Source organism: Variovorax sp. GW822-FHT04E09 (genome assembly GCF_058800845.1).
The window spans coordinates 107,827-129,255 of the sequence record NZ_JBXAMR010000002.1; the positions used below are offsets into that span (position 1 = coordinate 107,827).

The following is a 21,429-nucleotide window of genomic DNA, read 5'->3' on the forward strand; positions in this document are numbered from 1 at the left end:
AAGCGTAACTCGATCTAGAGCGTTATGGTTTCATTCAGTGGAATTGGTGCTTATTGTTGGAACAGTGATACGATCCGTTCTTATGCCGAAACGCGGCGCGGACGTGATGTTGAAGGAGACATATGAGCGAAGTGCAAACCGTTAAATACGCAGTGGAAGATGGGGTCGGCGTGATCGCCATCGACAATCCGCCTGTCAATGCCCTAGGCTCGGGCGTCCGCGAAGGAATCATGGATGCGCTTGCCATCGGCAATGCGGACCCGGCCGTACAGGCGTTCGTTCTCATTGGTGTCGGCCGCAATTTCATGGCGGGCGCCGACATCCGCCAGTTCGGCGGAGCACGCCCCGTTTCCACGCGAACGAGTGCAGCCGCCATCGCGGGGAGCGGCAAGCCTGTCGTCGCGGCGATCCATGGTTACGCGCTCGGCGGCGGCCTTGAACATGCGCTGGCGTGTCACTATCGCATTGCCGCTCCGGGCGCCAGGGTCGGTCTTCCGGAGGTGTCGCTTGGCATCGTGCCGGCCGGCGGCGGCACGCAGCGTCTCACGCGTCTCATCGGCCCGAAGGCTGCACTCGACATGATCGTGAGCGGTCGCCATGTGGAGGCGGCCGAAGCCCTGCGTCTCGGCATCTTCAATGAGATCGTGGACGAGCCCGCCCTGCGTTCGGCAGCAGTGAGGTACGCCCTACGCATCGCATCGACACGTCCGCTGCCCGGTACGCAGGCCGAGGTGCGGAGACCCCTGCCTGCCGATGAACTCGCCGCGCTGTTCGAGGACGCACGCAAATCGCTTTCTCGCAAGTCGCGCCATTTGAAGGCACCAGAGAGGGCGCTGGCGCTGGTCGAGGCAGCCACCTCCAGGACTTTCGACCAGGGCTTGGCCTTGGAGCACGAATTCCTCAAGGAGCTGGAGAACTCTGATGAGGCCAAAGCGCTTCGTTACGCGTTCTTCGCCGAGAGGGAGGCTGCCAAGATCCCTGGAGCCTCGCCGCTCGTTCCCCCGTCGCCGGTGCGCTCGGCCGCCGTCGTCGGTGGCGGGACCATGGGAGGGGGCATCGCGATGGCGTTCGCTGACGTGGGAGTCGAAGTGAAAGTGCTCGACATGAGTCAGGAGGCGTTGGATCGCGGCATCAAGCGAATTCGGGAAAACTACGGGGTGAGCGTGAAGCGCGGCAGCATCACTCAGGCGCAGATGGACGAGCGTCTCGCCAAAATTCGTGGCGTCACCGACTATGCGGACATTGGCGACTGTGACGCAGTGATCGAGGCTGTGTTCGAACGGGTCGATCTGAAGCAGGAGGTGTTCTCCAGACTCGACGAGGTGATGAAGCCAGGCGCGTTACTCCTTACAAATTCATCGGCCATCGACATCGACATCATGGCCAACGCGACGAAGCGCCCGCAGGCCGTCGCCGGAGCGCACTTCTTTGCACCTGCCAACGTGATGAGGTTGTGCGAAGTCGTTCGCGGCAGCGCGACGCCGATCGAGACGATCGCGCGCACCATGAGGATGGCGCGCGATCTCGGTAAGGTGGGGGCGGTGGCAGGTTCCTGCGATGGATTTGCGGCGAACCGCAGCCGCACGCCCATGATGACCGAGATGATGTTGATGCTCGAGGAAGGTGCTCTGCCCGAGCAGATCGACCGCGTCATGGTCGCATTCGGCTACCCGATGGGGCCATTCGCGGTGAACGACATGTCGGGCCTGGACGTGAGCTACGAAGGCCGAAAGCGCCGCGCGGCGGCCGATCCGGAGTATCGCAAGCTTCATATTCCCGATCGCATGGTCGAGATGGGCCGCAAGGGGCAGAAGACTGGTGCGGGCTGGTATCGCTACGCCGAAGGCGACCGTACCCCGCACCCTGACGAGGTGGTCAAGCGGGTGATCGCCGAGGTGGCGGAGGAACTCGGCATCGTGCAGCGCACCTTCAGCGACGAGGAAATCTTGCAGCGTGCGCTGTTCGCATCGATCAACGAAGCCTGCCGCATTCTCGATGAGGGTAAGGCCTATCGGGCCAGCGATATTGATGTGATGTGGCTCTATGGCTTCGGCTTTCCACGTCACCGCGGCGGTCTGATGTTCTGGGCAGATTCGGTCGGTGCACCCGCGATCCTCGCGCAGACGCGCGAGTGGCACGGGCTCTACGGCAAGCGCTGGAAACCCAGCGCGCTACTTGAGCGCGTCGCCGCATCCGGCGATCGGCTACGCGACGCGACGGCGCCACAGTGAGCGGAATAAGCAATCGATAGGAGTGGACGGAAATGAATTGGAAAAGGCTGGCGCGCCGCGAATTGCGGGTACTGGCCGCTGCGCTATCGACGGCGCTGGTGGTCACCGCGGTGTCGGCGCAGCAGCCCAACGCCTTCCCTTTGCGTCCAGTACGGCTCATCGTGCCGTTCCCGCCGGGGGGCGGCTCAGACATGCAGGCGCGTCTTCTGGCCGACAAGCTGCGCCAGGTGTGGACGCAGCCAGTGGTGGTGGAAAACATCGCTGGCGCGGGCGGCGGCGTGGCCTCCTCGGCGGTTGCGCGCGCAAAGCCTGACGGCCATACCATCCTCTTCGCGACGCATCCCATGATCGCGATCAACCCGCTGATCTACAAGAAGCTGCCCTATGACGCGAAGGATTTCACGCCGGTCGTGAAGCTAATGGATGCGCCCTTGGTGCTGCTCGTGCCGGCAGGGAGCCCATTCAGGACGCTCTCCGACCTCATCAAGGCTGCAAAGGAAAAGCCGGGAGCCATCAACTACGGATCCGGCGGGCTAGGCACGACTCAACACCTTACCGGCGAAATGCTCAAGGTCAAGGCGGGGATCGATCTCACGCTGATTCCGTACAAGGGCAACGCGCAGACCAACACGGCACTCATTGCCAACGAAATCCAACTGTTCTTCGACAGTGCGCCCTCGGCCGCGGCGCAGGTCAAGGGTGGCCGTGTGCGCGCGATCGCGGTGACGGGCCGCAAGCGTCTGGCGCTGCTGCCGAATGTCGCCACGGTCGCGGAAACTCTGCCAGGATTCGAGTCGTCGCTCGCCTATGGCCTGCTCGTGCCGGACGGAACGCCCGCGTCTACCGTGGGAACGATCAATCGCGATGTGAACCGCGTTCTGCAATCAGCGGAATATGGCGCGCAGCTCAAGAACGAAGGTACTACGGTCGAAGGCGGAACGCCTGAACATTTCGCGAACTTCCTGACTCGGGAGCGCGACCGCTGGAGTGAGTTGGTCGAGCGCCTGAACCTCAAGCTGGAATGAACTGCTTCAACGAAGCCCACAACGAAGAGAATCGAGGAAAACGACATGGAAGATCCTAACAACCAGTACCGCACGCTCCATTTCCTGGTGAAGCGCGGCGACGTTGTCGCCAATGGCATTGCTTTCGCCGTACTGCTACTCGGCCCCATCGTCTGGTTTATCTCAGGCTCACTGTGGGCCGTTCCGGTCGCCATCGGGGCGGCGGCCTTCCTGCTGTTGATCCTGCGCAGCTACGTCGAGATGGTGCGCGTGATTGTGGACATGCTCCTTCCGAAGTAGCAATGCTTAGCGTATTGCGATTTTTTCTCCATCTTTGACTACATCGTCATGGAGGCGGTTCTGCGGGATGCGTGATAGCTAGCAGCCTCAGAGAGGCTCCCTCCGTCCTGGTGCTGCGGCTGGAATCCGGCCCGGTCGCCGGCGGTTTTTCCGTTCAGATGTGGGCCCCAGCCGGATGGTCATGCTGTTCCATTCCAGGCGCGTGAACTGGCGTGACGAAACCGGGCCAATGACACTTTCATTCGTACCGGCGTCTCTGCCGGCATCGAGACGGAGATCTCGGCGGCACCAGTGCCATCAACGCAATGGTATTCATCCGAAATGTGCGGAGTCGTGACTATTGGGACGGGTTGCGCCAGGGAATTCCGGATTGGGTTCTCGCGGCGATGTTCGCGAGAGCGTGGGGCTACCGAACGGGTCGCGTGGCAGGACGCTGCACATCGTCGGAGTCATGAACGTGAATTCCGGTTACCGGAATCCACAGAGCGGAGACAGCGGGTACGGTTGAGGTGAATATCTGTGCGCTAGCGGCGGTTGTCGAAAAGGTCCGGATGCGAATTGATTGCTACGTTCACGCTGAAATCTGGAGGAAGTGTTCTGCCGCCCGCAGGCCAGTGACACTCGATTTCACGAGTCCGCCCACGTATCCACATTTCTCACCGCCTTCCAGCCCTCCGGCAGCGCATCCCACTGCGTACAAACCGGGGATCGGCGAGTCGTCGACCGCGAGTGCCTGTGCCGCTGCGTTGATCGCGATGCCGCCCATGGTGTACGTGATGCCGACGCACGCGGGTATCGCGTAGAACGGTGCCGTTTCGATCGGCACTGGCTTCTGCTTGCCCGCCGAGCGCGGAGGGGAGAGTTCCAGGCCCCTGGTCGCTTTCAGTGCGGCGTTGTAGGCGTCAATCATCGCGACCAGAATCGCGGGGTCGAGGCCGCACAAGGTTGCGAGTTCGGCGATGGAGTTTGCTCGGTGCAGCGTGCCGCCGTTGTTGACCAGGGTGGGGTTTGGAGACAGCAAGCGTTGCGTGCCGCTTTCATTCCAGATGCGAGAGTCGGCGATCACGATATTGCCCGACGGATCGTCGCCAGCTCCCATCGCATTGGCGACTGCGACGCCGCCGCGGCCCTCGTCGGTGAATCGTCTGCCGTGACGGTTGACGATGAGTCCCGCGCCGATCACATAGTCGAGGTATGGATAAGGCCAGAGTTTTTCGTTGTTGAACACGTCGGCTGAAAGCACGTGGCCGTAAAAGCCGCGCAAGTCGGTGATCTGCGCGCCGGCGTCGCGGGCCATCGCAAGACCGTCCCCCATGCCGGTACGCGCATTGCGCTGGAAGATCGCCTCGGGCCGAGGCGTCACGGCACCTTGCAACAGCTGGGTGTTGGCTTGGAAGCCACCGTCGGCAATGACGACCGCACTCGCCTGCACACTGAAGGAGGCGCCCGCTTCCGTCTTGCCGGAGAGGCCTTGAATTGCTTCGCCGTTGCCGTCGAGCCGTGTCGCCCGGTGGCCACGCAGGATGCGGCCGCCGAGCTTCGCAAGCTCCGCTTCGAGCGTGCGCAGCATCACGTCGCCGCCTCGGCCTTCCCATTGCCTACCCTGCGCGGTCAGAGCAGGAGGCGATAGCACGAAGCTCTGGTAGTCGAACGGGCCCTTCATGAAGCGTACGCCAGCCTTCTGCATCCAGCGAACCGAACGTACACCGTCGGTAGCCACAGCCCGCGCCAGATCGAGGCGGGCGTAGTTGCCAGTGACTTCCAAGATGCGTGCCTCGAGCTTCTCCGGCTCGCTCAGGAGGTCCATCGCGCAGCAATGCCATACGCCTGTGGTCAGGCGCGAGTTGCAGACATAGCGATCTTCGCTAAGCTTTTCTAGGACCAGCACGCGCCGACCGCCCTGCGCTGCTCGGAGCGCCGCCACAAGGCCGGAGATGCCGGCTCCGACCACTACCAGATCGCACTCCATGGGTCAGCTTCCCCCATCGGTCTTGATGGATTTCCCGATTTCTCGCCACTTGGCGAGTTCCTTGTCGACGTACTGCCTGTACGTCGCGGGCGTGCTGATCGCAGGCTCGGCCGAAAATCCTTCGCGCATCTTCTCGGCCACGAGGGGCATGACCGAGATCTTGTTGATCGCAGCGTTGATCTTCAGGACGATATCGTTCGGCATTTTTGCCGGGCCGACGAGGCCATAGAACGTGTAGCCGCTCATCCCCTTGAGATCACCAGTGGCGGCTTCAGCCATGGTCGGCACGTTGGGCAGGGCGTTGAGGCGCGTTGTGCTGGTCACTGCGATCGGGCGAACCTTACCGTCTGAGGCCAGCACAACCACCGACTGCGCAGGCGCAAGGCCCACGTGCACCAATCCGCCTGCCACCGCCTGAACCGACTCGTTGGCCGCCTTGTACGGGATATGCGTCATTGAGATGCTCGCCGCCTTCAGCATGTACTCCATCTGCAGGTGACTGGAGGAGCCAACGCCGGCCGAGCCGTAGTTCAGCTTGCCTGGGTTGTCTTTCGTGTAAGTGATCAGCTCTGCCATGGTGCGCACCGGCACGGATGGGTGGACGAAGAACACACCGGGCGCCGTGGCGATCAGGCCGATCTGCGTGAAGTCCTTCGCCGGGTCATACGGCAGGTCATTGCGGACTGCAGGGCCCATCGTGAGCGAACTGCCGGCCGCAAGCCACAGCGTGTAGCCATCGGGCGGTGAAGACATGAGCGTCCGGATGGCCATGAGCTCGGATGCGCCGGCCTTGTTCTCCACGATCACAGTTGCGTTCAGCGCGTCCTTGAGCTGCTGCGCGTAGAGGCGTGCGATCAGGTCGGTCGCACCACCAGGCGCGAAGCCCACGAGTATGCGGATCGGCCGCGAGGGGTACGACTGAGCCTGCAGTACGGTGGCGCTCAGTGCCAGAGAGAGAAAGAGAAGTGCGGGGCGCACAAGACGGTTGAATTGCATTCGGATTCCTGCATTCTGGAAGGCTCGGGCGTTCAATCTTAGTGCTAGCTAGTTCCATTGATTGGAATTGGTAGCGATGCACGAAACCTATGCTATTGTCTTTCCCATCAAAGTTCAAGTGGGGTGTCCATGACGACTCATCCCTCAGCCGCACGGGACACCATCGGGTTCATCGGCCTCGGCGCGATGGGCGCACCCATGGCCAGGCGCCTTGCGTCGCTCGGGTATAGCGTGTTTGTGCACGACGTGAACGCGCGGGCCGTGGAATCGGTCATCGCGGCCGGCGGCCGGGGTGCCGCGTCCGCCCGCGCTATCGCCTCCGAAGCGAAGCTGGTCATGACTTGCCTGCCGTCGCTGGACGTCCTGCGCCGGGTGGTCCTGGGCAAGGACGGTCTGCTCGAGGGTGGCGCGATTAGCACTCTCGTCGATTTCTCCACCACCGGTGCACACTTCGCGCAAGAGCTGGCGGGCGAGTTGCGACAGCGCGGCATCATGATGCTGGACGCGCCCATCACCGGGAATGTGGTCACGGCCGGCAACGGCGGACTGGGAATCATGTGTTCGGGGCCGCTGCCCGCCTTCGAGCAAGCAGAAGCCGTGATGCGCGAGTTGGCCTCGGCCGAGGTGCTGTATCTAGGCGAGCGCAACGGCAAGGCCCAGACGCTCAAGCTATTGAACAACCTGCTCTCCGCGACGGGCATGGCGGCGTCGTGCGAGGCATTCATCTTGGGAGCCAAGGGCGGGCTTGATCCGCAGGTACTGCTGGAGATCATCAATGCCGGCGAGGCGAGCAGCAGTGCTACGCGCAACAAGTTCCCGAGTTCGGTGCTTCCCCGCCGCTTTGACTTCGGCGCTCGCATGGCGATTACGGCCAAGGACACGTCGCTCACCATAAAGGAATCGGAAGAGCTCGGCGTTCCCATGTGGATCGGCCAGCAGGTGCGCCAGGTGTGGAACTTTGCTGTCTCGCAGGGCGGCGCCGATCGCGACGGCACCTCGCTCATCACCTACTTGGAACCGCTCGCCGATGTCGAAGTGTGCCTTCGCCCCAAATCGGAATCCTTTCCAGTCGATGACACCGCCCCGGCTTGGTCGTTCGACGACCACGTGCTCGTATGCACCGCGCGCCGTGCCCCTGTGCTTGCGCGGCGGCTGCGCGCCTTCGGCTGGCGCGTCGTCATCGCTGGCGAGTTGCATCCTGCGCCGCCAGTGGGCGGCAGGCTTTGCACGGTCGTCTGCGTAGAACGAGACATGGATTGCGGCACCGTCATCCAAGCACTGCCTCGCGCTGAAAGCCGGCGGGTGGTAGTCAATACCTGCCTGCTGCAGCCTGCGCATGCTCTCGCGCTTGCGCAGGGCCGTGGCGAAAACGACGTCTACCTCGACGCGCCTATCGCGGGTACTCCGCAGGACATCGAGTCAGGCACGGCAGCAGTGATTGTCTCGGGGCCGGCCGGCGCGCTGGAAAGCGCCGCCCCCTTGTTGGAGGCGCTTGCGGGCCGCGTGTTTCGCGTTTCGAGCCGGGGCGGCGATGCGCAACTCGCGCAGCAGATCAATGGCGCGCTGTCCGCCACACTGTTCGCGGTGACCTGCGAGGTGTTCGTGGCCGGTGCGAAGGCGGGGCTGGACCCGCTCACGATGACGCGCATTCTCGGCATCGAGACCGGTAGAAATGCTGCCAGCGCACGGATCATTCCGCAGCAGGTGGCGACGCGGCGATTCAATCATGGTTTGCTGCTCGGCGAGGCGCTGCGCGAATTGGAGCTCGCAAGTGATGCGGCACGGGAGCTCGGTGTTACGGCCTGGATTCTCGAGAAGTCGCGGCTCCTCTATGGCCTGGCCGCTCGCCTTGGGGATCCGCAAGACGACATCACGCGGCTCATCACGCACTACGAGCGCTGGGCCAGCGTGCAGGTCAGGGCGGGCGGTGTGTGAGCAAAAGTTGCCGGCGCGACAAGCTAGCGCGGAAGCCGCGCCAGGCAGGCGCGCTCATGGTGGGACGATTACGAGGTCGCGCGGAACCAGCAATTCGGGCCAAGGTGGCTGACTCGCCCGATGCCTGAGAAATGCTAGGCGGCCTCGTGGACAGCGCCCATCATCGTCAGCTGTGAGGGCGCCAGGGTCGTTGGTAGTTCGTGCAGGATGGCGAGCAGCGCACGAGCGCGTTGCTCGCCGAGCACGGGAGACGTGAGCTCCATGAACTTCGCGTCGTGTGCGTCTTCCTTCATGGGGTTGTCGGGTGTGCCGAGAGAGTTCTCGACGAAGTGAGTCTCGGTTGCGCCGTCGAGGAAGGTGATAGTCGCTTCCGTCACGAATTTGCCAGGGTACAGCTTGTCCATTTCGGGCGCTTCCACCAGCTTGACCTTCCGCGCGGCGCTGCGCACTTGGTCCATGTCAAGCTTGCCGTCGAGATAGTCCATGTGCGACTGGTAGCCGTTGCCGAGGCCAAGTAGCGCGAAGGCGGCCTGAACCGGCAGACTGAATTGCACCTGCTCGATGTTCCCTGGTGTGTACGCGTTGCTATTGACCGACCCGACCATGGTGTTGGCAAGCCTTGGGATGCGTAGCGACACACTCTCGATGTCCGCGAGGCGACCTGCATAAGCCGAAAGGATGTCGATCGCCGCGTGGTTGGCACCGCAGCAGCAGTAGCGCTTGTAGCCGCCGCGCAGGATCTCGAATTTTGCAGAGAAGCTGAAGCGGTCTGCCGCGTCAGTGGCCGGCGCGCGTTGCAGGAACGCGTTGTAGAAGCCTTTGACCCCACTGAGGAATGCGCGCGGACCGGTGATGCCGGCACGGGCAAGCGCAGCGGACATCATGCCGCCACGCACGCCGATGCCGGGATGCACTCGCTTGATCGAGCCACCGGTAGAACTGTATTCAGCCGCGCCCGATGCGTGACTCAGCGCGATGGAAAGCGCATGCAATGTCGTCTCGGCATCAAATTTTCGCAGTTTCGCCGTGACTGCGGCCGCGCCGAAGCTTGCGAGCATGGCGGCTGGGTGGAAGCCGCGCTGCATCAAGTCTGGTGCGCCCAGCACGCCGATGCGCGCATAGATCTCATACCCCATGAGGATGGCGGCAATCACTTCGTCCAATGTGGCGCCCACTTCTTCGCCCACAGCGATGGCGGTCGCGACGGCGCAACTGCCCGGATGGCTGTTGCTGGGCCGATGGCCCTCATCGTATTCGAAGCCATGTGCGTACGTTGCATTGATGAAGGCCGCGTCCTGCGCGCTCATTGTGCGTTCGCTCGTGATCACGCGGCTCGCACCGGGCACGTGGTGCGCATCGACCATCGCACGCACTTGACGCGACCAGGGCAACCGTGAATTACCAACCTGCGAGCTAAATTGGTCACGCATCACGCGGCTGACCAGTACCCGGAGTTGGGGGGTGACATGGGAAATGTCGAATTCCTGGATGAAGCGGACTACTGCGGTTTCCAGGGGGGGGCAATCGGCCGGCGCGGTGGCCGGATAAACCGAGGAGGAGAGTGTCGGCATGGTTAGAAGTCCTTCATTCTTCGGCTTTGATGTTGGCCGCCTTGATCAGTTCGCCCCAGTTCTTGAAATCACGTGCAACGAACGAAGACATTTCGATTGGGTTCAGGAATATCGGATCGGCGCCATTGGCGACGAACCGCTCGCGTACCTGGGGGTTCGCCATGATCTTCTGGCACTCTGAGCTCAGGAGCTCGACGATGTCTTTGGGCACGCCTGCCGGCCCGATGAGCGCATACCACCCAGAGCCCGTGGATAGCTCCCTCAGGCCTGCTTCTGCAATGGTCGGCACGTCCGGCAGCATGGCTGAACGCTTGGAGCCGGTGACGGCAATCGCACGTAGCTTGCCGTTTTGGATGAACGGCGCGGCCGCCACGACCGTGGGCAGCGACATATCGACATGGCCCGCCATGATGTCGGTGAGTGCTGGCCCCGACCCCTTGTACGCGACATATTCGAACTTCACCTTCGCGGCGCGCTGCAGCAGTTCGCTTGCGAGGTGGCCAGGCGCCGCATTGCCTGTGGTGGCGAGCGTGAGGGGGGCGGTAGTGCTTCGCGAGCGGGCCAGTGCGAGGAGATCTTTCAGGTCCTTGGCCGGCAGCGATGGGTTGACCACGATCACGTTGGGAACGCTCGCGAGCATGGCGATTGAGGTGAAGTCTTTCACCGGGTCACGCGGCGTCCTCTTGTACAAATACGGATTGGTCGTCATGCCCATAGAGGTGAGCAAGAGCGTGTAGCCATCTGGGGCAGCGGCGGCTACGGCGTTGGCCGCGAGCAGGCCGTTTGCGCCGCCCTTGTTTTCCACCACGACTGACTGGCCGAGTACCTCGGTCAGCTTTTGTGCCAGCAAGCGGCCGATGAAGTCCGTGGAGCCGCCCGGCGGAAAACCCACAAGCAGCGTGACCGGTTTGGTCGGGTAGCGCCCCTGCGCCAGGGCCGGGCCGCCCAAGGTGGCGGTAGCCAAGGCGGCTGGCACAGAAAGGACGAACCGGCGGGTGATTCCGGCGGCGGAGGGGGGGCGTGTCTGCATTGTGTCTCCTAGACCTGAAAAAAGCACCCGACAGGGCGGTTGCTTTCGGATTTGGTTCTGATTGTCAGTATAGGTTTCGATTAGTGAAACCTAGAGCTTGATTGTCAATCTGGCGTTGAAACTCAGTCAATCCGCTTTCGTTCAAGCGAGGCGGCTGTGCCCCTAGGCTCGGAAGGGCTTGACCCCGGACGGGTCGATCACCATCCAGGAAAAAGAGCACATGGACCTGACCACACAGCGGCTTGCGCGCTACTCCCACGCCTTCAAGCTCGGATCCCTTGACGCGCATAGCCTGCACGAATGCCGGCTGCGGCTGGTAGATGCGGCGGCCAGCGCGATCGCGGCGTACCGTGAGCCTTTCTGCGAGCACATCCGCGGCTTCGCGAGTCGCTTTACGGGCCCGCGGAACGCGCGGCTATGGGGTAGCGGCCAGCGCGCGTCGCTCGAGATGGCAGCCTTTGCAAACGGCACGACCCTGCGCTACCTCGACTTCAGCGACACATACATGAGCCGCAACGCCGGTCACCCGAGCGACATGATTGGTGCGCTGGTCGCGACGGCTGAGGCCATGGACCGCAGTGGTGAGGCGCTGACCGCGGCGCTAGTGGTGGCCTACGAGCTGTATTGCGGCCTGTGCGACGCAGTGGCTTTGCGCGATCATGGCGTAGACCAGGCGACGTGTGCGGCGGTGGGCACCGCGGCCGGAGTCGGTCGCTTGCTGGGGCTGAGCGAGGAACGGATCGGCGAAGCCATCGCCCTCGCGCTCGCGCCGAACGTGCATCTGTACAACGTGCGCAAGGGCACGCTGTCGGAGTGGAAGGGCTGCGCGGGTCCGAACGGTGCGCGAAACGGAGTGTTCGCTGCGATGCTGGCTGCCGAAGGCGTGGCCGGCCCCACAGCAGTGGTCGAAGGTGAAGGCGGCCTCTTTGAAGTCGTCGGCCGCTTCGACTGGACGGTTGGCGAGCGCGCGGCACCGCGCATTGTCGAGACGCACCTAAAGCTGCATCCAGTGTGCTACCACGGGCAAGCAGCGATCGACTCGATCCTTGCGCTCCGCGCACAGTTGAAGCCGGAGGACGTCGAATCCATCGACGTGGAAACGTACGACGCTGCGTTCCACATGGTGGCAGGTGATGCGCAGCGCTGGGCGCCGACCACGCGCGAGACAGCCGATCACAGCCTGCCGTTCACGGTGGCGGCGGCCTTGATGGACGGACGACTGTCGGCGGCTACGTACGCGCCTGACCGGTTGGTCGACCCGGTCACGCTCGCCCTCGCGCGTAAGGTACGCGTCGTGCGTTCATCGCAGCTCACGGCGCAGTTCCCTGAAAAACTGGCGATCCGCTTCACCGTGCGCTCGCGCGATGGAAGCGTCCTCAGACGCGCACAGGACTGGCCTAAGGGACACGCGATGAACCGCGCATCCGATGGAGAAGTGGAAGCAAAGTTCATCATGGCTTACGAGGAATGGCGAGGTGCGGCGGCTGCCAGGGATGCGCTGAAAGTACTGCGCGCGGCTGATCGTCTACCGAAGGCAGCGATGCTGGTTGACATGCTCTGCGAAGACCAGTGACTGCCCGAATACGCGGCGCGAGAAGCGCGCGTATGCTGCATTCGTCGCCATTCCTACTGAACTTTCCAGGCCATCCATGCAGAACGTCCGTGGGATCACCACCTTCATCCGTATCGTGCAGACGGGCAACTTCAGCCGCGCCGCGCGCGAACTCGGCATCACGCCGCAGGGCGCGAGCATCCAGGTCAAGCAACTGGAAGAGTGGACCGGCGTGCGTCTGTTCAATCGGAGCACGCGCAGGATCAGCTTGACCGAGGAAGGAAAGAGCTTCTACGAGACCTGTGTGACAGCGATCGGCTCGATCGATGCAGAGGTAGAACGCATGCGCGACTCGTCGCAGGAAGTGGTCGGCACGGTGAGGCTCGCGGCACCTGTAGGCATGGGGTCGCGCTTCATCGCGCCCTCGCTCGGGCGCTTCCTCGAAAAATACCCGCGCGTGTCGGTGGACCTGTTGGTGCAGAACCGTATTCCCGATATCGTGGGCGAGGGCATCGACCTGGGCATCTTGCCGCATCCGTTGCCGCACACGAACCTCGTGGCCCGCCGTGTTGTGACTTCGCCTTTCGTGCTCGTAGCTTCACCGGCATATCTTCAGCGGTACGGCAGGCCGATGGCCGTTGAGGATCTGGCGCGACATCGGCGGATTGACCTACGCAGCTGGATCACCAATACCGTGAGGCCGTGGCGCTTGCTGCGCGGTGACGAAGTCGTGGTGAGTGACGTGCGTGCGAGTCTAGTCACCAACGACGGCGACAGTCTCATCGAAGCGATCCTGAGCGGCGCTGGCATTGGCCTCATCACGATGTACCGCGTCGCGCCATACCTGCGTTCGGGACGGCTCGAGACTGTCCTCGATGGACTGGTCGAGGGGGATCTGAGTTGGTCGATCTACATGCAGCAACGCAAGCATGTGCCGCAGAAGATTCGGGTGCTATCGGACTACATCCACCACGTTCTCAGCACACACCCAGACCTGCAGGGGCGCGCGCCCGCATAGGGCACGCTACATTCGGTCAGTGCGACCGCCGTCGACGCGAATCGTTTCGCCTGTGATGAAGCTCGATTCGTCCGAGGCGAGGAACAGCACTACGTTCGCCAGCTCTTCGAGTTTGCCCGGCCGCTTGAGTACCGCCGCTTCGGTGCGCACGCGGATGTGCTCTTCTACCTCCTGCGGGTTGCGCGCAGCGCCAGTGAGCGGTGTGAGGAAGAAGCCCGGCGCCACGCAATTGACGTTGATACCGGTCGGCCCCAGTTCGCGGGCAAGGATCTGGGTGAGCTGGATCACCGCCGCCTTGGCAGAAGCGTAAGGGGCTGCGGCGCCGGCGCTCAGCGATCCCACGTGCGGCGTGGTGCCGGTGCCCAAGCTGGACGAGATGTTCACGATCTTGCCGTATTGCTGGCGCAGCATGTAAGTGGATGCAGCCTGCGCGCAGAAGAACACAGCTTTCAGATCCAAGCCAAGCACGGCGTCCCAGTCTTCGGGGCCCACGGCTCCAAAAGCACGGTAGCGAGTGATGCCAGCGTTGTTGACCAGGATGTCGATACGGCCGTGCGTGTCGACGAGTTCCTCCATGAAGTCGCGCAGCGCGCGCTGGTCTGTCACATCGACGCGATAGCCCTGCGCCTTACCGCCACGAGCTTCGATCTCGGCGACGGCCGTCGTCAGGCTTTGCTCGTTCAGATCCACGATGATGGCGGTGGCCCCCTCGTCGGCGAAACGCGTCGCGATGGATTTTCCGAGCCCGGAACCCGAGCCCGTCACCACCGCTATCTTGTTCTTCAAGCGCACTTTGCTGCTCCTTGCATTGATTATTGAACCGTGACCCGAAGGATAGGAGTCGACGGCTGCAATTGCACCCCGCATTCACAAGCTGTAGTTGAAAGTGCTTCAAGAGTCCGGTCGCACCAGAAAGGGAGCTGCCTCCCTAGCATTGCCCCTCAATAGAAAAACGGGAAACCTATGAACAGGATCGAAACGGATGCAGTGGTAGTCGGCGCCGGAATCGCCGGGCTGGTCACCGCCCTGCGGCTGGCTGAGCAGGGTGTGAAAGCCGTCGTGCTGGAGCAAGGCTCGCAGGACAAGTACCCCTGCAATACACGCATCGCGGGCGGCGCCTTTCACGTGGCGCACCAGGACGTGGCGGATGACCCTAAGATCATTCGAGACGCGATCATGAAGCGCATGGGCGACACCGCGCGCGACGACGTGGTGAACGCGTTGTCCGGTGACATCGGTGAGGCCGCGCAATGGCTGAAAAAAAAGGGCGTGCGCTTCATCAAGGTTGGCCACGAGTCGTACCGAAAGCACACGCTTGCACCGCCCATCTCAACCAAGGGCCGCAACTACTGGGAGGGTCGCGGCGGTGATGTGATGCTGCGCACCCTCGCTGGTGAGTTGGAGAAGGCGGGCGGAAAGATCCTCCGAGGGACGCGCGCGAAGCAACTCGTCATGCAGGACGGCAAGTGTGTTGGTCTTCGGGCTGAGCAGGAATCGAGCTTGATCGAGATCGCGGCACGCGCGGTGGTGATCTGCGACGGGGGCTTTCACTCCAACCTGGACCTCCTGCGCGAATTCATCAGCCCCGCCCCTGAGAAGCTCATGCAGCGCAACGCTCGCACCGGCAACGGCGATGGCTTGTGCATGGCGCGCGAAGCCGGCGCGCAACTCACAGGCCTTGACCGCTTCTACGGGCATGTGCTCGCGCAGGAGGCGATGACAAACGACGACCTGTGGCCGTTCCCGATGATGGACTTGGTGTGTGCGGCAGGCGTGGTGGTCGACGTCACTGCCCAACGCTTTCTCGATGAAGGCCTAGGCGGCGTGACGATGGCGAACGCCATCGCCCGCCAGATCGATCCGCTGGGCACAACGGTGATCTTCGACTCCGCGATCTGGAACGGCCCGGGCCGCGAGTACTTGATTTCCGCCAACCCAACGCTAGTTACAAATGGAGGCACTCTGCACACGGCGCCGGACCTGCGCGGCCTGGCTGCGAAGGTGGGCTTGCCGGCCGAGATGTTGGAGCGGACCGTATCGAACTACAACGCGGCGGTGGATGTCGCCGCCACGGAATCACTCGTGCCTCGGCGCAGTGCCGGTAGCCACCAACCGTGGCCGATCCGCCAAGCACCTTTCTATGCTGTAAAGCTGTGTGCCGGCATCACGTACACCATGGGCGGCATCGCTGTCGATGCAGAGGGACGCGTTTTGAATCCGTCGAACGAGCCCATGACGGGCTTGTATGCGGCTGGCTGTGCGGCTGGCGGCGTGGAGGGCGGCGTTCTGGAGCAGGTGGCCTACGTGGGGGGGCTCACTCGTTCCACCGTATTCGCGCTGCGGGCGGCTGACGACATCCTGCACAACCTCGTGACAGGCTAGTCAAATCGCAAGCGCTGCACCTCCTTACCGACCGCCCCGGTCGGCAATTTCGTTCTCGGTTTGTGGTTTCAAACAGTGGAACTGGTGCTTTTGTTCGAAACTTGGCGTAGAATATTTTTCATCGACGCACGGCGCTGTGCCGCATGGAGCATCAGATGGCTTTTCTGCGTACCTGCCTTTTAGAGGTCAGAAAACGGCATGGGCAGGATCTCCCGCCTCCGCTAGTTCCAGGCTGTTCAGGCCCGGCTGGCAGATGCGCAACCGATGACCTCGACCGCGCATGGGGTGCCCCGAGGCTCGCCATTTGTAACGCCCCTCCCGTGAGCGCTGCAGCCGTGCGCATTCAGAAACCACGAGCGTTCCCGATGGGCATGGGCAGGCCAGGCGCTCTCGAATCTGACCTGCCACGGCATGCAATTCAATCTCGCGAAAATTGACCTGGTGTCACTGCGGCTGGCGGTGCTGTGCTCGGAGACCGGTTCGCTCTCCGCCGCCTCGAGACGGGCGCACTGCTCCATTTCAGCAGCGAGTGAAAGGCTCAGCGCGCTCGAGGATGCACTGGGTCAGCGCTTGTTTGTTCGGGACCATCGGGGGCTGCGCATCACGGCTGCGGGTGAACTGCTGGTGTGCCACGGAGCGCTGATCCTGGAAAGACTACAGCTGTTGCACGGGCAGCTCGCGGCCCCCGAACTCGCCACGGCCGCGTTGGACGCAAGGGAAAATGTGGAATGAATACTGCTGACCTGGTGCTGCGCGGCCCCATGGTCCTTGAGAGGTCTCGGGCCTATTTTTTTGACTTGCGTGCTGGCTTTTCCCGGCGATAGCGCAATGCTTCGATCAACAGTGCCAGCGCTGGTGCGAGCTGGCGCCGATTGGCGTAGTACAGGTGATAGCCGGGAAACAGAGGCCACCAATCTTGCAAAACTGGCACAAGCCGGCCGGCCGCAATATGTGGCTGCATCAAATCCAAAGGAACGTAAGCGAGTCCCATGCCGTCCAATGCTGCTTGGAGCATCAGAAATGTGTTGTTGAACACGGTCTGACCATCCACCCGCACGTTAAGTTCTTGTCCATCCTTTTCGAAATCCCAGGCATACAGGCTGCCGTGAGTGGGAAGACGAAGATTGATGCAGCGATGGCTGGTCAGATCATGGGGCGTAGTGGGAATCGGTTTGCCGGCCAGGTACTCAGGCGACCCGGCCACCGCCATACGCAGATCTGGCGCGATGCGCACGGCAACCATATCCTTGTCAACGCGGTTGCCAATGCGTACGCCGGCATCAAAGCGATGCGCTGCGATATCGGTGAACGCGTAGTCCACACTGAATTCGAGCCTGATATCGGGGTATCCCTGCAGCATGGGCAGCAACCGAGGCCAGAGCACGGTGGCGATGGCGTGGTCGTGTGCAGTGATGCGTACCGTGCCGGCAGGCTTGTCACGCATGGCGCTGAGCGCGCCCAGCTCCAGTTCGATTTCATCGAGCCGAGGTGCAACGGTATCCAGCAGCCGCGCTCCGGCTTCCGTTGTCGAGACACTACGAGTCGTGCGTGTCAATAGCCGCACGCCCAAGCGGCGTTCCAGCGCAAGCATGGCGTGGCTAAGCGCCGAGCGGGACAGCCCCAGTTGTGCGGCCGCGCGGGTGAAGCTGCGTTCACGGGCCACCGTCACGAAGGCTTGCAGGTCATGAAGGTTCTCTTTTGCCATTGGTGAATTTTCTGCACAACCGTATCTCAATTTCACCGTCTTCTCAACCAATGATGCGCGCCATACAGTTTCATATAGGCGTGTGGCTTGGTTGAGAGCGTGAATTTCGAACGTCCTTCCAGTGGGCAGCCGCCCATGAGGACGGGTAGGACTTTGCAGAACTTTTCGGCGCAGACCATTGTTGATATCAAGAGGAGGCAAATGTGATCCACACCATTGCGAAGCAGCTATCGGCAACTTCGATGCAAGGAACTGGTCCTATGAATATCCATTTGACGATCAACGATCAAGTGCTCTCGGCGACCCTGGAGGAGAGTGCCGCTGCTCGCGAATTTCTTTCTCAGTTGCCGCTGACGTTGGAACTCGAAGACTATGCCTCCACCGAGAAGATCGCGCAGTTGTCCAAGAAAATTTCTACGGCGGGAGCACCAGCAGGCGTGACGCCTTCATCTGGTGATATTGCCTTCTACGCCCCCTGGGGAAATCTCGCCATCTTCTATCGAGATTTCGGGTACTCCGCTGGCCTCATCAGGCTCGGTCACATCGATGGCGACCTTCAGATATTGAGAACTCACGGCTCTCTAAGCGCGCACATCGAAGTCGCCGGGAAAGATTGACGCGCTAGACGTTGTCTACCCTCAGTATTGAAAGAACGCACTATGGAGCTCAAACGTGCTGGAACTGAACCCTCCATCAAAGGGCCAGCCGAGTGGTTCACCGGCATGGTCCGCATTGACCCCTTGAACAACCCATCCGCGCCGGCACGTGTCTCATGCGCCTCCGTCACCTTCGAACCGGGCGCACGCACGGCTTGGCACACCCATCCGCTAGGGCAAACGCTGATCGTCACCGCTGGCTGTGGCTGGACGCAGTGCGAAGGCGAATCCATCGTCGAGATCCGTGCGGGCGACGTCATCTGGTGCCCACCTGGCCATCGGCATTGGCATGGGGCTTCGCCGACCACCGCCATGACCCACATTGCGATCCAGGAAGCACTGGATGGCAAGAACGTCGAGTGGATGGAGCACGTCATCGACGCGCAATATCTCGCCGGCCCTGCGCGCGGCTGAGCCGCTTTGCATCACCATCAAGAAAGAATCTTCATGCACTCTCTCTTCAGAATGGCTCTGTGCGCTGCCGCCTTGCAGGCGGCCGTGACCATGGCCGCCGAGCCTCAGGCGACCACAACTGCTGGCGCCCAACTGATCACCCGCGCGGGTGATCAATCTTCGGTCGCCGGGCCAGTGGACTATTTTACCGGCCGTGCGCGGGTCGATCCGGTCTGGCCCGCCGACAAGAACATCAATGCTTCTGGCGGTCTCGTCACCTTCGAGCCCGGCGCGCGATCAGCCTGGCATACCCACCCCGCAGGGCAGCGCCTCGTGGTGGTTTCGGGTGTAGGCCTGACGCAAGAATGGGGCAAACCCATCCAAGAAATTCGTCCTGGCGACGTGGTGTGGTGTCCGCCTGGAATCAAGCATTGGCACGGAGCCGCCCCCGCGGTCGCTATGACCCACTTGGCTGTCACAGGAACGATGGATGGCAAGAACGTTACATGGATGGAGAAAGTCACCGATGAGCAATACAACGCCCGTTGAGCGTCGTAGGGCGCCTTTTTTTTCCGGCGCGCTTGCTTTGGCCCTGGGATTGGCCTCAGCGGCGAGCCTGGCCGCCGATACGCAGGAGATCAAACAGATGAATCAGATGCCAGCCAGCGCATCTAACGCTTCCGAAACCCTCACCGCCCGCCAACAGGCCATCGTGCCCATCGCGGCTTTTGGCGCGGCGGGCGACATCGCCAAGCTGAATGCCGCATTGAACAATGGGCTGGATGCCGGTATGACGGTCAGCGACGCCCGCGAAATCTTGGTGCAACTCTATGCCTATGCTGGCTTTCCGCGCAGCCTCAATGCGCTGGGCGAGTTGATGAAGGTGCTTGAGATGCGCAAGCAGCGCGGTATGCAGGATGCGCCCGGCAATGCGCCCAGCCGTCCGATCCCGAAGGGCGACGCGCTGTTGGCCGCTGGAATGGCCAATCAGACCAAGCTGTCGGGCGCTCCGGTCGAAGGACCGTTGTTCGAATTCGCGCCCACGGCGAACGAATATCTCCGCACGCACCTGTTCGGCGATATCTTCGAGCGCGACAACCTCGACTGGCAAAGCCGCGAACTGGCCACCGTGGGCATGCTGTCGGCATTGACCGGTGCAGAGTCGCAATTGCAGGCGCACATGCGCATCAGCATGAACGTGGGCCTCACAGCGGGCCAACTGCGTCAGCTCACCCAGGTGCTGGCCGCGCGCATGGACGCGCAAACAGCTCGCCGCGCGAACGAAGCGTTGGCGCGGCACCTGGCAACCCTTCCTGCCGGGAAGAAGCAAGAGCCCGCGTCATGATGCGGCTGGGTTGGCCCGGCAGAAAGTCAATGCGAGTGACCGTCGCCCAATTTTCGGATTCGCCTATCGATCGCACTCTACTGTCCTTGATGGCGTGCGTGTTCGTTGTATTCCTCGTCACGGGTGCGGCACTGCCCGCCTTGCCGCTGCATATCCACGGCGATCTTGGTTTCAGCGCATTCGTCGTGGGCCTCGTTTCGGGTGCGCAGTTCGCCGCGGCGCTGCTTTGTCGGCTGTGGTCTGGGACGGTTTCAGACCTGCGGGGCCCCAAGTTTGCTGTAGTGGCGGGCGTCGCATTGGCAGCGCTCGCTGGATTGTTTTACCTTGTGTCGACGCTAGTCTCTGGCGATCCCATCCTGTCGATCGCGATCCTGATCGTAGGCCGCGTGCTGCTCGGTGGCGCCGAAAGCTTCATCATGATTGGCGCGCAAAGCTGGTGCCTGTCGCTCGCGGGCGCTGGCAACGTGGGCAAGATGATCGCGTGGATCGGCACGGCCATGTTCGTCGGCTTGGCCCTGGGCGCACCCTCGGGGAGTTTTCTGTATGCGACCTTCGGTTTTGTGTCGATCGGATGGGCAACACTTGCCGGCGCCGCGGCAACCTGGTTGTTGGTCGTCTCTATTCCCGCTACTCGACCCGCGCCGCAAAGCCGCAAGGCTATCAAACAGGTTCTGAAAGCGGTTTGGATGCCTGGAGTGGCGATGGCTTTTTCCAGCCTGGGTTACGGCATCATCACGGCGTTTGGCGTGCTGCTGTTTGTCCAGAAGGGTTGGCAACCGGCTTGGTTGTCCTTCACCGCATTTGCCGTCGCCCTGATGGTCGCGCGTGTCTTCTTCGGTCCATTGCCGGATCGCCTTGGCGGCGCGCGCACCGCGATGATCTTCATCGCCATCCACAGCGCGGGACTCGCCCTCATTTGGCTCTCCCCCTATGCGTGGCTCGCTTTTTTCGGGTCGGCCATGGCGGGCTTCGGCTACGCGCTGGTGTATCCGGGCCTCGGTATGGAGGCCGTCGCTCGGGCACCGGTAGAGGCGCGAGGACTCGCCATGGGTGTTTACACGGCCTTCATCGACTTGGCGCTCGGCCTGTTCGTGCCGCTGCTGGGACTGCTTGCCAATGTGATCGGGCTAGCACAGATCTTTCTCATCACCGCGCTGCTCGCGCTTTGCGCCATACCGATCGCGGCATGGCTAGGTTCTCATCGGGCCCGCGGGATCGCGCCAGGCCTCGCATCGCGTGTCGGATAGCAATTGTAGGTATCCATTCAATCATTCAGCGGCTAGCCTTACAGATCAAGGACTTGGGAGTCAGCATGAGCGCTGTTGCATAACCCGAACTTCAG

The 21,429-nt window shown here is 62.3% G+C and carries 19 protein-coding genes; 13 read left to right on the forward strand and 6 right to left on the reverse strand.

The features are described 5' to 3' along the window. Positions 1 to 122: 122 nt before the first annotated feature. Genes AC1RL8_RS07960 through AC1RL8_RS07970 form a run of 3 tightly spaced genes read left to right on the forward strand, consistent with a single transcriptional unit; the run spans position 123 to position 3,535 of the window. Positions 123 to 2,231, forward strand: coding sequence for a 3-hydroxyacyl-CoA dehydrogenase NAD-binding domain-containing protein (locus tag AC1RL8_RS07960; RefSeq protein ID WP_492684948.1), 2,109 nt, complete (start codon positions 123 to 125; stop codon positions 2,229 to 2,231). A 32-nt stretch (positions 2,232 to 2,263) separates the two neighbouring features. Then, entirely contained in the window at positions 2,264 to 3,256 is a 993-nt protein-coding gene (locus AC1RL8_RS07965; protein ID WP_492684949.1) for a Bug family tripartite tricarboxylate transporter substrate binding protein, read from the forward strand. Between the two features lie 45 nt (positions 3,257 to 3,301). Further along, positions 3,302 to 3,535 (forward strand): hypothetical protein, encoded by a 234-nt coding sequence (locus AC1RL8_RS07970; protein WP_492684950.1) that lies wholly within the window; start codon positions 3,302 to 3,304, stop codon positions 3,533 to 3,535. Positions 3,536 to 4,106: 571 nt separating this feature from the next. On the opposite strand, the gene AC1RL8_RS07975 is transcribed toward AC1RL8_RS07970, so the two are convergent. Beyond that, positions 4,107 to 5,504, reverse strand: coding sequence for an FAD-dependent oxidoreductase (locus tag AC1RL8_RS07975; protein WP_492684951.1), 1,398 nt, complete (start codon positions 5,502 to 5,504; stop codon positions 4,107 to 4,109). A 3-nt stretch (positions 5,505 to 5,507) separates the two neighbouring features. After that, entirely contained in the window at positions 5,508 to 6,500 is a 993-nt protein-coding gene (locus AC1RL8_RS07980) for a Bug family tripartite tricarboxylate transporter substrate binding protein (RefSeq protein WP_492684952.1), read from the reverse strand. A 129-nt stretch (positions 6,501 to 6,629) separates the two neighbouring features. On the opposite strand from AC1RL8_RS07980, the gene AC1RL8_RS07985 reads away from it, so the two are divergent. Next, positions 6,630 to 8,435: an NAD-binding protein gene (locus AC1RL8_RS07985; protein WP_492684954.1), complete on the forward strand. Its 1,806-nt coding sequence runs from the start codon at positions 6,630 to 6,632 to the stop codon at positions 8,433 to 8,435. Positions 8,436 to 8,569: 134 nt separating this feature from the next. Here the strand turns inward: AC1RL8_RS07985 and AC1RL8_RS07990 are convergent, their stop codons facing one another. Both AC1RL8_RS07990 and AC1RL8_RS07995 read right to left on the reverse strand, forming a co-directional pair. Further along, positions 8,570 to 10,006: an MmgE/PrpD family protein gene (locus AC1RL8_RS07990; protein WP_492684955.1), complete on the reverse strand. Its 1,437-nt coding sequence runs from the start codon at positions 10,004 to 10,006 to the stop codon at positions 8,570 to 8,572. Positions 10,007 to 10,019: 13 nt separating this feature from the next. Then, positions 10,020 to 11,036 (reverse strand): Bug family tripartite tricarboxylate transporter substrate binding protein, encoded by a 1,017-nt coding sequence (locus tag AC1RL8_RS07995; protein WP_492684956.1) that lies wholly within the window; start codon positions 11,034 to 11,036, stop codon positions 10,020 to 10,022. Between the two features lie 220 nt (positions 11,037 to 11,256). Between AC1RL8_RS07995 and AC1RL8_RS08000 the strand changes: the two genes are divergently transcribed. Beyond that, the gene (locus AC1RL8_RS08000; RefSeq protein ID WP_492684957.1) at positions 11,257 to 12,609 is read left to right on the forward strand and encodes an MmgE/PrpD family protein; all 1,353 of its coding nucleotides are present in this window, start codon (positions 11,257 to 11,259) and stop codon (positions 12,607 to 12,609) included. Between the two features lie 76 nt (positions 12,610 to 12,685). Then, positions 12,686 to 13,606 carry a LysR family transcriptional regulator gene (locus AC1RL8_RS08005; RefSeq protein ID WP_492684958.1) on the forward strand — a complete coding sequence of 307 codons (921 nt, stop codon included), beginning with the start codon at positions 12,686 to 12,688 and terminating at the stop codon, positions 13,604 to 13,606. A 6-nt stretch (positions 13,607 to 13,612) separates the two neighbouring features. Here the strand turns inward: AC1RL8_RS08005 and AC1RL8_RS08010 are convergent, their stop codons facing one another. Continuing rightward, on the reverse strand, positions 13,613 to 14,398 hold the full coding sequence (locus AC1RL8_RS08010) for an SDR family NAD(P)-dependent oxidoreductase (RefSeq protein WP_492684959.1): 786 nt from the start codon (positions 14,396 to 14,398) through the stop codon (positions 13,613 to 13,615). Positions 14,399 to 14,569: 171 nt separating this feature from the next. On the opposite strand from AC1RL8_RS08010, the gene AC1RL8_RS08015 reads away from it, so the two are divergent. Next, positions 14,570 to 15,988, forward strand: a complete 1,419-nt coding sequence (locus AC1RL8_RS08015) for an FAD-dependent oxidoreductase (RefSeq protein WP_492684960.1) — start codon at positions 14,570 to 14,572, stop codon at positions 15,986 to 15,988. 411 nt (positions 15,989 to 16,399) lie between these two features. Continuing rightward, positions 16,400 to 16,720, forward strand: a complete 321-nt coding sequence (locus AC1RL8_RS08020; protein ID WP_492684961.1) for a LysR family transcriptional regulator — start codon at positions 16,400 to 16,402, stop codon at positions 16,718 to 16,720. A 52-nt stretch (positions 16,721 to 16,772) separates the two neighbouring features. On the opposite strand, the gene AC1RL8_RS08025 is transcribed toward AC1RL8_RS08020, so the two are convergent. Beyond that, positions 16,773 to 17,693, reverse strand: a complete 921-nt coding sequence (locus tag AC1RL8_RS08025; protein WP_492684962.1) for a LysR family transcriptional regulator — start codon at positions 17,691 to 17,693, stop codon at positions 16,773 to 16,775. 203 nt (positions 17,694 to 17,896) lie between these two features. On the opposite strand from AC1RL8_RS08025, the gene AC1RL8_RS08030 reads away from it, so the two are divergent. Genes AC1RL8_RS08030 through AC1RL8_RS08050 form a run of 5 tightly spaced genes read left to right on the forward strand, consistent with a single transcriptional unit; the run spans position 17,897 to position 21,334 of the window. After that, complete coding sequence (locus tag AC1RL8_RS08030; protein ID WP_492684963.1) at positions 17,897 to 18,310, forward strand: cyclophilin-like fold protein; 414 nt, start codon at positions 17,897 to 17,899, stop codon at positions 18,308 to 18,310. 42 nt (positions 18,311 to 18,352) lie between these two features. Next, complete coding sequence (locus tag AC1RL8_RS08035; RefSeq protein WP_492684964.1) at positions 18,353 to 18,763, forward strand: (R)-mandelonitrile lyase; 411 nt, start codon at positions 18,353 to 18,355, stop codon at positions 18,761 to 18,763. Positions 18,764 to 18,796: 33 nt separating this feature from the next. Continuing rightward, positions 18,797 to 19,291 carry a (R)-mandelonitrile lyase gene (locus AC1RL8_RS08040; RefSeq protein ID WP_492684965.1) on the forward strand — a complete coding sequence of 165 codons (495 nt, stop codon included), beginning with the start codon at positions 18,797 to 18,799 and terminating at the stop codon, positions 19,289 to 19,291. Then, entirely contained in the window at positions 19,269 to 20,087 is an 819-nt protein-coding gene (locus AC1RL8_RS08045) for a carboxymuconolactone decarboxylase family protein (protein WP_492684966.1), read from the forward strand. Before AC1RL8_RS08040 ends, AC1RL8_RS08045 begins: the two co-directional genes overlap by 23 nt. A gap of 29 nt (positions 20,088 to 20,116) precedes the next feature. Continuing rightward, positions 20,117 to 21,334, forward strand: coding sequence for an arabinose transporter (locus AC1RL8_RS08050; protein WP_492684967.1), 1,218 nt, complete (start codon positions 20,117 to 20,119; stop codon positions 21,332 to 21,334). The last annotated feature ends 95 nt before the right edge of the window (positions 21,335 to 21,429 follow it).